This is a genomic window from Paraburkholderia sediminicola (assembly GCF_902859805.1).
GTDB lineage: Bacteria > Pseudomonadota > Gammaproteobacteria > Burkholderiales > Burkholderiaceae > Paraburkholderia > Paraburkholderia sediminicola.
On the sequence record NZ_CADIKC010000008.1, the window covers coordinates 1 to 12404 of the forward strand.

Annotated in this window: 12 protein-coding genes and 1 pseudogene; 6 read left to right on the forward strand and 7 right to left on the reverse strand. The window is 62.9% G+C overall.

Going from position 1 to position 12404, the window contains the following annotated elements; genetic code table 11:
- Positions 1–196: pseudogene (locus tag R8871_RS25230) on the forward strand (IS30 family transposase); the annotation flags it as partial.
- Positions 197–339: 143 nt separating this feature from the next.
- Here the strand turns inward: R8871_RS25230 and hpnK are convergent.
- Genes hpnK through R8871_RS25245 form a run of 3 tightly spaced genes read right to left on the reverse strand, consistent with a single transcriptional unit; the run spans position 340 to position 2785 of the window.
- Positions 340–1164, reverse strand: coding sequence for a hopanoid biosynthesis-associated protein HpnK (gene hpnK / locus R8871_RS25235; RefSeq protein ID WP_175052904.1), 825 nt, complete (start codon positions 1162–1164; stop codon positions 340–342).
- The gene (gene hpnI, locus R8871_RS25240) at positions 1154–2431 is read right to left on the reverse strand and encodes a bacteriohopanetetrol glucosamine biosynthesis glycosyltransferase HpnI (protein ID WP_175052905.1); all 1278 of its coding nucleotides are present in this window, start codon (positions 2429–2431) and stop codon (positions 1154–1156) included. The genes hpnK and hpnI (R8871_RS25240) overlap by 11 nt, the downstream gene beginning before the upstream one ends.
- A 12-nt stretch (positions 2432–2443) precedes the next feature.
- Positions 2444–2785 carry a hypothetical protein gene (locus R8871_RS25245; RefSeq protein ID WP_175052906.1) on the reverse strand — a complete coding sequence of 114 codons (342 nt, stop codon included), beginning with the start codon at positions 2783–2785 and terminating at the stop codon, positions 2444–2446.
- A gap of 352 nt (positions 2786–3137) precedes the next feature.
- Between R8871_RS25245 and R8871_RS25250 the strand changes: the two genes are divergently transcribed.
- Entirely contained in the window at positions 3138–3797 is a 660-nt protein-coding gene (locus tag R8871_RS25250) for a response regulator (protein ID WP_175052907.1), read from the forward strand.
- Positions 3794–5200 (forward strand): ATP-binding protein, encoded by a 1407-nt coding sequence (locus R8871_RS25255; RefSeq protein ID WP_175052908.1) that lies wholly within the window; start codon positions 3794–3796, stop codon positions 5198–5200. Before R8871_RS25250 ends, R8871_RS25255 begins: the two co-directional genes overlap by 4 nt.
- Before the next feature lie 10 nt (positions 5201–5210).
- On the opposite strand, the gene R8871_RS25260 is transcribed toward R8871_RS25255, so the two are convergent.
- From R8871_RS25260 to hpnJ, 3 genes are all read right to left on the reverse strand, one after another.
- On the reverse strand, positions 5211–6236 hold the full coding sequence (locus tag R8871_RS25260; protein ID WP_175053216.1) for a flippase-like domain-containing protein: 1026 nt from the start codon (positions 6234–6236) through the stop codon (positions 5211–5213).
- 77 nt (positions 6237–6313) lie between these two features.
- Positions 6314–7498, reverse strand: a complete 1185-nt coding sequence (gene hpnI, locus R8871_RS25265) for a bacteriohopanetetrol glucosamine biosynthesis glycosyltransferase HpnI (protein ID WP_175052909.1) — start codon at positions 7496–7498, stop codon at positions 6314–6316.
- Positions 7495–8916 (reverse strand): hopanoid biosynthesis associated radical SAM protein HpnJ, encoded by a 1422-nt coding sequence (gene hpnJ / locus R8871_RS25270; RefSeq protein ID WP_054043552.1) that lies wholly within the window; start codon positions 8914–8916, stop codon positions 7495–7497. Before hpnJ ends, hpnI (R8871_RS25265) begins: the two co-directional genes overlap by 4 nt.
- A gap of 264 nt (positions 8917–9180) precedes the next feature.
- Here hpnJ and R8871_RS25275 point away from each other — a divergent pair, with 264 nt between their 5' ends.
- The 3 genes from R8871_RS25275 to R8871_RS25285 are packed head-to-tail and all read left to right on the forward strand — an operon-like array spanning position 9181 to position 11958.
- The gene (locus R8871_RS25275) at positions 9181–10242 is read left to right on the forward strand and encodes an aliphatic sulfonate ABC transporter substrate-binding protein (RefSeq protein WP_175052910.1); all 1062 of its coding nucleotides are present in this window, start codon (positions 9181–9183) and stop codon (positions 10240–10242) included.
- A 43-nt stretch (positions 10243–10285) separates the two neighbouring features.
- Entirely contained in the window at positions 10286–11185 is a 900-nt protein-coding gene (locus R8871_RS25280) for an ABC transporter permease (protein WP_175052911.1), read from the forward strand.
- 47 nt (positions 11186–11232) lie between these two features.
- A complete protein-coding gene (locus R8871_RS25285; protein ID WP_246287703.1) occupies positions 11233–11958 on the forward strand; it encodes an ABC transporter ATP-binding protein in 726 nt (241 codons plus the stop codon).
- Between the two features lie 100 nt (positions 11959–12058).
- Here the strand turns inward: R8871_RS25285 and R8871_RS25290 are convergent, their stop codons facing one another.
- Complete coding sequence (locus tag R8871_RS25290) at positions 12059–12262, reverse strand: cold-shock protein (RefSeq protein ID WP_007181784.1); 204 nt, start codon at positions 12260–12262, stop codon at positions 12059–12061.
- Positions 12263–12404: the final 142 nt, after the last annotated feature.

Here is a 12404-nt window from a genome sequence, read left to right on the forward strand (position 1 = left end):
TGGGTTGCTGCGCCAGTTTTTGCCCAAAGGAGCAGACCTGTCGAAGTTCTCGCAGCGCCAGCTTGATGCGATCGCGCTGAACCTGAATCGGCGACCTCGAAAAACGCTGGGTTGGCGCAGGCCCGGAGAAGCCTTCATTGAAAACTGCGCCAGGCAAGGGATTGTTATCGACCCGGCTGTTGCACTTGGTATTTGAAACCGCCCTACTTTTCTTTGCGGCAAGCAAAGAAAAGTAGGTGCCCCCCCGCACAGGGGGAACGCTAATAAACCACTAACAAAACAAGGAAAGGCCAAAGCCCCAAGAACAAGGAAAATGCCGCCGCAAAAGGCAAAAAAAGATCACCCGCTCAACACATCTCCAAACCCACCAACCCGAACCCCCACCCCCCGAATCGCCTCAGCAACCCGAGGCGACAACAGCGCCTGCAACTCCTCGGCGTGCCGATAATCCCTCATCCCATGACTCAAAACCCGATCACCCGCAAACGCCGGATGACAATAAATCTCCCCCACCCCATGCGGCAAATCGGCAAGCGCAGCAAGCCACGCCCCCTCATCCATCCGCCCACTATTAGCAATCCCAACAACATAATCGTTGTGCACGACCCCAGCCCGATCCAACCTCGCCCGCACCCATGAAATCCACGGCCGCAACCACAGCGGCGCGCCAACCTCGAACGGCAAGCGCATGGCCCGCATCCCGTACTCGCGGCCAATCTCCAGAATCAAACCAAGCACCGTCGGATGCAAATGAAAATGCTTGTGCGTGTTGACGTGGTCGAGCGTCAACCCCGTCCTTGCAAAAGCGTCGAACTGCGCGCGAATCTCTCGCGCCAGCTGTTTGCGAACGTGCGGCAAAAAGAAAAACCGCACCCCGTCGCGCACCATGTTGTCGCCAAAGCGGCCATGCTCGTCGAGCAATGCGGCAATCCCCGCGCGCGGCGTAACCGCGTCGCCGTCAGCCAGCACCAGATGCAGACCGACCCGCAGCCCCGGGAGTTCGCGGGCACGCGCCACCGCATCGGCCGCGGCGGGCGCGCCGATCATCAGGCTAGCGGCCGTCAGCACGCCGTGCCGGTGCGCCTGCTCGACCGCCAGATTCACCCGCGGATGCAGCCCGAAATCGTCTGCAGTGACGATCAGGCCGCGTGGCTCAGCCGCCATCCGAAGTCTCCATGACATCCATCACACCCAATGCCTGCGCGCGCGTCGTCGACGCGGAGGCCTCGACCGGCACGCGTGCGCCGCGCCAAACCACATGCGAGCCGAACGCGCCCGCGAGCCATTGCAATGCCAGCAAGGTATCGCGCAAAGGCACGAGCGGCAAGTCGCGCCAGAACGTACGTTCGTGACGCGCGGAACGCAGATGCATCAGCATGCGCGCGGCAAAACCGGCCGCCGTGGCGACGCCGCCCACCAACGCCGCCCACAGATGCACGCCGCCGGACGCACCGTTTGCGAAACTGCCGGTGAGCCACGCGCCGGCCAGGAGCCACGGGGTCGGAAATGTGATGAACAGAAAGGCAAAGCCAAGCGGGTTCACCGAGCGGATCGTACGCAGCCAACGCGTCTCACGCTGCCACAGGGCGGAAAAAGTCGGCTCGATAACGTCCGTCGCCACCATCACGCGTGAAAGCACCGTACTAAGCCCAAGCGCACGCACGTGTTCGGCCAGCCAGTAATCATCCGCGAGGCAGTTTTTCAGCGCGTCGAAACCGCCAATGCGCTCGAGCGTCGCGCGGCGTAAGGCCAGCGTCGCACCGAAACCGAAGCGGCGCGACCCGGCTGCATGCGCGACACGTACCGACGGCGCGAACCACTCGTTGATAAATAGCGCGCCGACCCGCGGCCAGAAACCGCCGACGCCTTGCGCTACGTAGAGACAGGTCACCACGCCCACGCGCGGATCGGCGAGCGGCGCCGCCACAGTATCGAGATAGTCGGCTTCGACGGCAATGTCGCTGTCCGCGATCACGATCACGTCATGGCGCGCGCGCTCCGCCATGTTGATCAGATTGCTGACCTTGAGATTGCTGCCGTGCACGCGCGTATCGATGGCGAGCTCGATGTCGTGCATCGGATAGGCGGCCTGCAAACGGCGCACCACGGCGATGGCGGGATCGTCCGGCGACGAGACCCCGAGTACGAGCTGGAAATGCCCGTGGCGCTGGTCGCAGAACGTTCTGAGGTTTTCGTAGAGACGTGGCTCGGCGCCGCACAGCGGCTTGAGCACGCTGACGCCGACATTCGTGAAAGGAGGCAGGGAATCCGAAGCCTGGGCAGCAGCCGGGACGCTAGCAGCCTTCGCGCGCGCGCCGCGGCGCACCGCGAAGAACGGCATCGCCACCGCGGCCAGCATCGCATAAAGCGAGGCCGAGACGCAGCCCGATAACAGGATCCATTGGCATACAGTCAATGCGTGCGCCGCCATCGCCTGTTGCCGTCAGTGCCCGGCGAGCACGAACGGTTTGCCGGTAAAGCGTAGATGAAGAACGACGAACCAGCGCCGCGGACAGTCCACTTCAATCAACACGGGCCGGCCGGCAGACGTAGCGTACTGGCCCCGAATGGCGAGATTGAAAGCGGCCTGCGCGAATTGGCGCATCACCATGACGCCGCTTACGATCAGCGCGAGCGCAAGTGCCTGGAACTCTGTGGAACTGAAAACCTGCTGCGAAACCGGCAGAACCAGCAGTGCCAGCAAGGCGAGCACTTCGGTACCCATGGCCGTGAGCGAAGCCGCCATCAGATGGGCTCGCAGCATGTCGGTGGTGACTGGCTTCATGGCGTGGTCTCGTGACCTGAAGGAATGCGCGGCATCATGCAGTAACGCGATTCGCCGGCACATGCGCCGGTAGAACGCGCCACCAGAGGCGTCAACCGTACATTCCATCGATGTGCTTACGATTAAGTTGCGATGATCTGACAACATGACGTAGTTTCGCGCGCCGATTGTCGGCCACGCGACAGTAACCTGCTGAGGGGCGATAGTAGCGATTCAAGCTGAAGGAAACCTTAAGGAAGAAAGAGGTATAAAGCGTCCAATGAACAGGATCGTTACACTTCGGATGTGTGACTCGGCGCTTGCTTAAAAACTGTCGCCGCTATGCAATCGACATCAAATGGAATCTCTCCCCATGCGCGTACTCCTCGTAGAAGACGACGACCTGATCGGCTGCGGCATTGAAGCGGGACTGCGTCAAGCCGGTTTCACGGTCGATTGGGCCCGTGACGGCCACAAGGCCAGTCTCGCCCTCGACACCACCGCCTATGCGCTGGTCCTGCTCGATCTGGGCTTGCCAAGGGTGTCGGGCATGGAACTGTTGAAACGGCTGCGCGACGCCGGCAAGGACGTGCCGGTGCTTGTGCTGACCGCCAAGGGCACAGTGGTGGACCGCGTCGGCGGCCTCGAAGCGGGCGCTGACGACTACCTCGGCAAACCGTTCGACCTGACCGAACTGATTGCCCGTTGCCGGGCCCTGCTGCGCCGCGCGCAGGGGCGTAGCGTCGAGGTCATCCGCTACCAGGATCTGACGGTCAATCCCACCGCGCAAACCGTCGAAATCGGCAATACGCGCGTGCCCCTCACCTCGCGCGAATGGGCCATCCTGATGCAGTTGCTGACCAATCAGGGCATCCCCCAGTCGCGCTCGCGCCTCGAAGAGAGTTTGTATGGATGGCAGGAGGAAATCGAAAGCAACGCGATCGAGGTCCATGTGTCCAACCTGCGCAAAAAACTCGGCGCCAAGCTGATCAGAACCGTGCGTAATATCGGCTACGTGGTGGAGAAAGCGTGATGTCGGCATCGATACGCCGCCGTCTGATGCTGCTGGTGCTGGCCAGCATCGCGCTGATCTGGGGCATCGCGCTGATCACGAGCTATCGTCAGGCCACACGCGAGGTCGGCGAATGGGAAGAAGCACGTCTTGCGGAACTCGCGCAAATCCTCGCGCTGCTCGACGAGCGCAATCTGACCACGCTGGCCAATGCGCGCATCGATGTGCGCGAAGAAGAAAAAGGCGGTGAACCCGGCGCGAACGATAGCGACGACGACGATTCCCTGCCGCGCGACGCGCTGTTTCAGGTGCGCAGCGCGAACGGCGAGGTGCTGGCGGGCAGCCCGCAATTGCGCGCGCTGCACGCATGGGATTTACCGGTGCCGACCTCAAGCGGCGCGCAAAACATGACGCTAGGTGGCCAGATATGGCACACGTTCACCTTGCGCGATACTACGCTCGGCCACACGGTGCGCGTGTTCGAACCGGCCAATACCCGCAGCGATCTCGTGAGCGGTGTCGCGAGCCGGATCGCCCGCCCTACGCTGATCGCGCTCCCGGTGCTGGCGCTGCTGGTATGGTTCAGCATCGGCTGGAGCCTGGTGCCGCTCAAGGTCCTCTCCGGCGCCATTCGCGCGCGCGATATCAACCGGCTGGAACCTGTCGATATCGGCCGCGCGCCGACCGAGGTGCGCCCGCTCGTCGACGCAATCAATCTGGTGCTGTCGCGCTTGCGGCACTCGATCGAACGCGAGCGCGCGTTCACCGCCGACGCGGCGCATGAACTGAAAACGCCGCTTGCCGCCATCAAGGTGCAGGCGCAAGTCGCACTGGCCGAACCGGACACGGCGCTACAGCGGGTGGCGATGCAACGCGTGGTGCAAGGCGTCGATCGCAGCGCGCGGCTCGCGGAGCAGTTGCTGCTGCTCGCGCGCCTGGATGCGCACGAAACGCTCGCCACGTCGCCGCTCAGGCCCGCGACCGTGGCGAAAGACGCGCTGCTCGCCAACGAGCCCAACGCGCAGCAAAAGGACATTCGCGTAACGCTCACCGGCGACATGCGCGCCGAGATCAATGCCGAGCCCGTACTGATGGGCATCCTGCTCGACAATCTGCTCGATAACGCGATCAAGTATGGACACGCAGGCGGCAGCATCGAAGTCGCCGTGCGGTATGACGCCGGCCGGGTGCACATCACCGTGCGCGACGACGGCCCCGGCGTCGCGCCCAGCGATCTCGACCGCCTGACCCACCGGTTTTTCCGCGCCACCGGCAACCAGGCCACCGGTAGCGGACTGGGCCTTTCGATCGTCGCGCGGATCGCGGAGCATTTCGGTGCGAGCCTGCGCGTCGGCGCGGGCGTCGGCGAGCAGGGCCTCGCAGTGGAAGTGTCGTTTCCTGCTTATGCGGGCGCGGAAGAATGAAGGCGTTGCACTAACGCTGACTGGCTTCGCCCACAACCGCACGCCCTGCCGTTTCGGCCCGCTTCGGTTCGCGATTGCCCGACTCGGCAAACTGCCACGCAATAAGTCCGGGCACGAAGATCAGCAGATCGCGAATGCGCCGCGCACCGGCGAGCGCAAGACAGGTGGAAGGATCGAGACCCAGCGCGCCGCCGATCAGAATGAAACCGCCCTCCTGCACGCCCAGACCGCCCGGCACGAAGAACGCCGCACTGCTGATCGCCTGGATCAGCGATTCGATTACGACCGCCTCGATCAGCGTGACGTGCACGCCGAGAAAATACAGCGCGAGCCAGATTTCGAGCGACGTCAGGAAGCACTGCAGCGGTTGCCAGAAGAACAGGTAGCGCAGCACCACGCCGCGCCGGCGCCAGATCAGCTTGATGGCCTGGTCGATCTGCGCCGATTGGCCGACGAGCGCGGCGAGCTTGCCGCTTGTCATACGATTGAGCACACGTGTGATGCGCTCGAACGGGCTGGCATGCTGCACGAGTGCGAACAGCACCAGGAGCGGAGTGAGCACCACTACGCCCCACGCCAGTTGCCCGGCGAGCCGCAGCGTGTCGGAGTGCGCATGCGCGAACAGAAAACCGATGCCGACCATGGTGAACAGCAACTGGCTGATCACCGTGAGCTGCATATCGACGATGATGCTGCCGACCGCCGTGGAGGGCCGCACGCCCCAGCGCCTGAGCATCCGGAACGACACCACCTCGCCGCCGATACGCGCCACCGGCAACATGCAATTGACGGATTCGCGCACCCAGACCAGATGCAGCATATTGGCAATACTGGGCCGGTTCGCGCCGCGAATCAGCGAGCGCCAGTCGCAGGCATTGGCGATCATCGGCAGCACGTGCGCGAGCGCCGCGAGAACGAGGCCTGCGCCCGCCGCGCGCAGTGCGCCAAGCACGGCGCCGGGATTGCCCTGCCAGACCAGCCACAGCGACACCAGCAAGCCGGCAAGCGCGGCAAAGCGGCCGAGATGCTTCATCATGCGGCCACCCTTTGCGCGTGCTTCAGGCACGCTGCATCGTCCTCGCCATGCCCTTCCGAATACCCGCGCATCATTGCTTACCCAGCCTGCTGTTCATCCGTCATTCCGTCCTGCGCCACCGACAGCAGGCCGTCGCCATCCACCTTGAAACTGAAACCGCGCCAGATCACGCGCGAGGACCAGAAGCTCGCCACGAAAATCGAAAACGATACGATATCCCATAACGGCAATAGCCACAGGTCACGATGCGCCTGCTGCAGTGCACGATCGGACACCAGTTTCAGGACGAGCCGGACGCAGACGGCGACCAGCGCCAGCGACCACGCCCACCATGCGCCACCCGAGAACGCGGTGGCGAGCAACGCAAAGGCAAGCGGAAAAATCAGCACCGAACCGAGATGGCCGAGCGGATCGATGCTGCGGATCGTGCGGCTCCAGCGCAGTTCATGCGCGATCAGTTTCGTCGCGCTGTTTTCAACGCAGGCATGCGAGATCGTGAACGGTGGAATGACCACTTTCTCGCCGATCATGCGCACGGCCTCGCCGATCGCATGATCCTCGGCCAGGTGCTGCACGAACGGCGTGAAGCCGCCAATTTTTTCCAGCGTATCGCGCCGCATCGCGATGCTCTGTCCAAAGCAGGGGCGCGCGAGGCCGAGCGCAAGCCCCGTCACCACGCCGGGCAGGAACTGATAGTTGGTCGCCTTGGCCGACAGTCTCGGCCAGAACCCGGGATCCGGCGCACCGCGATACACGCAGGTGACGAGACCGACGCCAGGCTTCTGCAATTCGCCGACTACATTGCGCAGATAATCGGGCCCGACGCTTACGTCGCTGTCGGCGAATACCAGCACGTCGTGCCGGGCCTGCGGGAGCATATTGAGGATGTTGCTGATCTTGCGGTTCGGACCGTACAGCCGTGCGTCTGCGACCACGGTGATGTCCGCCTCCGGATGCAGCCGCCGCAGATCGTCGACGGCTTGCAATGCGGGGTCAGCCGAATCGTGCACGCCGAACAGGAATTGCACAGGACCTGGATAGTCCTGCTGACAGAAGCTCGAGAGATTGGTGAGCAACGCCCACTCGTTGCCGTGCAGCGGCTTGACGATCGTGACCGGCGGAAAGCTGGTCGGCTCGGACACCGCTCGCGCGAAGAACCGGCCGATCAGGGCACCCGCCAACACGGTGTAGGCGATGCCGAAAACCGCCCCCGCCGCACACGCATAGGCCAGCGTGACGGCGAGCAGATGCACGGCGCTCACGCCTCGTGGGCGCGCAGGAAGCGGAAGAATTCGACGCCTTCACGCAGGCGCCGTTTCATCATGTCCCAGCTCGTGAGCATCTCGCGCAGAATTTCCCAGATCTTCGACGGACGGAAATAGAAGCGCTTGTAGAAGTTTTCGAGCTGGTGGTAAATCTCGTCACGCGACAGATGCGGATAGCCGATTGCCGCGAGCTGCACGCCCGATTTGCTGACGAGGTTGATGACCTTGTTCTCTTCCAGCCAACCGTTCTCGACCGCCTGGTTGTAGAGCGTCGTGCCCGGATACGGCGCCGCGAGCGACACCTGAATCGTATGCGGATTGATTTCCTTGGCGTACTTGATGGTCTTCTGGATCGTGTCCTGCGTCTCGCCGGGCAGGCCGAGAATAAACGTGCCGTGAATCTTGATGCCGAGCTTGCGGCAATCTTCGCTGAAGCGGCGCGCAATGTCGGTGCGCAGGCCCTTCTTGATGTTCAGCAGAATCTGGTCGTCGCCCGATTCATAGCCGACCAAGAGCAGGCGCAGGCCGTTTTCCTTCATGATCTTCAGCGTTGCGTACGGCACGTTCGCCTTCGCATTGCACGACCACGTCACACCCAGTTTGCCGAGACCGCGGGCGATTTCCTCGACGCGCGGCTTGAAGTCGGTGAAGGTGTCGTCGTCGAACATGATCTCCTTGACTTCAGGCATGTTGTCGCGAATCCACTTCACTTCTTCGAGCACGTTCTCAGTCGAACGCGTGCGATAGCGATGCCCGCCCACCGTTTGCGGCCACAGGCAGAATGTGCATTTCGAACGGCAGCCGCGGCCCGTGTAAATCGACACGTACGGGTGCTTCAGATAGCCGATGAAATAGTTGTCGATCTTCAGATCGCGCTTGTACACGGGCGCGACGAACGGCAGCTCGTCCATGTTCTCCAGGATCGGGCGTGCTTCGTTGTGCTCGATCGAACCGTCTGCCGCGCGATAGCTCAGACCTTTGATGCCGGCAAACGGTTTGCCTTCGGCAACTTCCTGGCAGGTGAAGTCGAATTCTTCACGGCAGACGAAATCGATCGCCTCGCTCGCGGTCAGCGAATTGTGCGGATCGACCGCGACCTTCGCGCCGACCATGCCGATCAGCACCGAAGGCTTGCGCTTCTTCAGGTCTTCGGCAAACAGTGCGTCGGTGGGAAAAGACGGTGTGCTGGTGTGAATCACCACCAGATCATATTGCTGTGCTATGTCGAGCGACGCCTCGACGGACAAGCCGTCGGCGGGGGCATCGAGTACGCGGCTATCGGGGACGAGCGCGGCGGGCTGTGCGAGCCACGTCGGATACCAGAACGAGCGAACTTCACGCTTGGCCTGATAGCGCGAACCCGCGCCACCATCGAAGCCGTCATACGACGGCGCTTGCAAGAAGAGGGTTTTCATGAATGCTCCAGCAAGCCTTAGATCGGCGCTTTCAGTTTTCTATCGGAAAACTATCGGAACTATTGCCCGCGGGGATACGGGTGGTCGCGCAGATAGTACGGAGCAAAGCTGAAGGAAACCTTAAGAAAAATACTCCCGGCCCGCCCGCCCACGTCCGCCATAGCGTCCAATCTGCTTTGATTGTGAGTTTTTATTCGTTCAGTTCGGCATGCGCATTGACTACATTGACCGGTCACAACTAAACGACCATCACAGGACCAGTCAATGAACATCCCGCGGGGCACGGCGCGCTTTTCGCTTTCTTCGATTTCCTCACACCCGCGGCATGCGAAACGTCTGCAAGCCGGCCTGAGCGCGTTGCTGATCGCGGCAACGGCCACGCTCGCCCTCCTTGCACCGGGTGTCGCGCGCGCCGCGCCGCCTGCCGAACTGAAACTCGACTACGCCTACTATTCACCGGAAAGCCTCGTCATCAAGCGCAACGGCTGGCTCGAGCAGGAACTCGCGCCGCAGCACACCGAGGTCAAATGGGTGCTGAGCCTCGGCAGCAATCGCGCGCTCGAGTATCTTAATAGCGGCGCGATCGACATTGGTTCGACGGCGGGTCTGGCCGCCGTGCTCGCCAAAGCCAATGGCAATCCGATTCGCGCCGTGTACGTTTTCTCGCGCCCGGAATGGACCGCGCTGGTGGTGCGCAAGGATTCGCCGATCAAAACCCTCGCGGACCTGAAGGGCAAGAAGATCGCCGCGACCAAGGGCACGGACCCGTTCCTCTTCACGCTGCGCGCACTGCACACCGCAGGCATCTCGCGCGACGACGTGGAGATCGTCAATCTTCAGCACCCGGACGGGCGCACCGCACTCGCCAATGGCCAGGTGGACGCCTGGGCCGGCCTCGATCCGCACATGGCCGCCGCACAAATCGACGATGGCGCGAAGCTGCTGTATCGCAACGTCGACTTCAATACGTGGGGCTTGCTCGACGCCCGCGAGGATTTCATTCGCGACCATCCCGAGACGCTCGCGCAGGTGCTCAAGGTGTACGAGAAAGCGCGCCTGTGGATCGCCGCGCATCCGGACGAAACCGCGAAGATCATCTCGGAAGAATCGAAGTTGTCGCTGCCGGTCGCCAGACTGCAACTGAGCCGCAACGATTTCAGCCATCCGCAGCCGGGCACGCAGCAACTGGCCGCGCTCAAAGCAGCCGCGCCGATTCTCACGCAGGAGCAACTGGTGAAGCCGGGCACCGACCTGAATCAGATCATCGACGCCTTGATCGACGCGAAGACCGCGCAGCCTGTTATCGCCGCGAACAGCGGTCAGTGAGCCGGCGCGCCCGTTGCTCTCGAGAACCCTCCGACCGACTCCCATGGCTACTGACGAATCGCTCGGACTTCAGCACCGATCGCACACAGCGGATGAACGCTCGGTGCATCGCGCGCTGCAAGCCGCCGATGCACCGCGGGTCGCACCGCGGCCGCGCGACCCGCTCAGGCGCTGGCGCATTGCCGGCTTGATCCTGCCGCTTGCCTTTCTCGCCGCGATCGAAGTGCTGGTGCGTGCTTCTGTATTGCCGGCGCACCTCGTGCCGGCGCCGAGCACGATTGCTGAAACGCTGTGGCAACTGGGCGGCGAGCGGCTGGCCCGCCACATCGGCGCCAGCTCGATGCGCGTACTCGCGGGTTTCGGCATCGGCTCCGCACTCGCTCTTCTGCTCGGTGCGGCAATGGGTTTGAGCCGCCGCCTCGACGCCCTTCTCGACCCTGCGTTTCAGGCACTGCGCGCGATTCCCTCGCTCGCCTGGGTGCCGATCCTGCTGCTGTGGATGGGCATCGACGAAGCGCCGAAAATCACGCTCGTTGCCATCGGCGCGTTTTTTCCGGTGCAATTGAGCGTCGTGGCCGGCATACGAGGCGTCGACAGAAAACTGATCGAACTCGGCGAAGTCAACCGGTTAAGTCCACGGGCGCAATTTACGCGCATCCTGTTACCCGCGTCATTGCCGCAGATCTTCACCGGACTGCGCACGGGCTTGAGTCTCGCGTGGATGTTCATGGTCGCCGCCGAACTGATTGCCGCCACCCGCGGCCTCGGTTATCTGCTGAGCGATGGCCGGGAAACCGGCCGGCCCGATCTCGTGTTCGGCGCCATTCTGTTGCTCGCACTGCTCGGCAAGCTCAGCGACAGTATTCTTAAAACGATCGAAGCGCGCGTGCTGTCATGGCGCGATACCGCGAATGACCCATCTTCCTCGCGAGGTGCGCGTTGAACGCGGCAGATCTTTCAAGTCAGGCGCCCCTGCTCCAGGTTCGTGCCGTGAGCAAGCGCTACGAAGCGCGCACGGTACTCGAACGCGTGACGTTCGGTATCGGGCGCGGGGAGATTGTCAGTCTGGTCGGCCCGAGCGGGTGCGGTAAGAGCACGCTGCTGCGCGTGCTGGCGGGCCTCGATCGCGACTTCGAGGGAGATATCTTGCTCGACGGGCTGGCACAACTTGGCCCGTCACCGCGACTCGGCGTGATCTTTCAGGAGCCCCGGCTGCTGCCGTGGCTGAGCGTGGCTGACAATATCGCGTTCTCCGCGGGTCCACGGCGAGGCGCGGACCCGCGTGTGGGCCAACTGCTCGATGAGGTTGGTTTGGCCGGCACCGGCGCGGCGTTGCCCAAACAGCTTTCGGGGGGCATGGCGCAACGCGTGGCGCTCGCGCGTGGCCTCTTCTCCCAGCCCGACCTGTTGCTGCTCGACGAGCCGTTCAGCGCCGTCGACGCGATGACCCGCATGCGTCTGCAGGACCTCTTGCTGTCTCTGACGCGCGCGCATGGCACGGCGGCGCTGATCGTCACGCATGATCTGGATGAGGCGCTGTATCTGTCCGATCGCGTTCTGCTGCTCAACACGGCGGGCCAGCGTGGCGCCGGACGACTGGTGCGCGACATCGACGTTGCCGCACGGCATCCGCGTGACCGGCGCGACAGGGCGCTCGCCGGCGTGCGAAATGAATTGCTCGATGGGATGGGTGAGACGCGGAACGCCTACGCGTAACCCGGCTCGCGTTTTGCGTGAAAAGCGCGAGCCAATCGCGCCTGAGCGCGAAAAACCACTCCCGGTCCGCCCACTTGCGCACGCGGACCGGGCACTGCTCTTACACCGGCTTGATATCCGCCGCCTGCTTGCCCTTCGGTCCCTGCTTGATTTCGAAGCTGACCTTCTGGTTTTCCTGCAGCGATTTGAACCCTTCGCTGCGAATTTCCGAGAAATGGGCAAACAGATCCTCGCCACCGTCGTCCGGTGTGATAAAGCCAAAGCCCTTTGCGTCATTGAACCACTTCACTGTACCGGTTGGCATGTCGATTCCTCGTTTGCACCTTGGTTGATTGGGTTGCATTCACCGGCTTGCGCCGGTTCATGCCACTGCTGCTTGACTTTACGCCAGTTTGCGCGACGTCGCTCGCGTAACCCTTGGGTAGCCCTCGGGTAGCCCGCAGGTA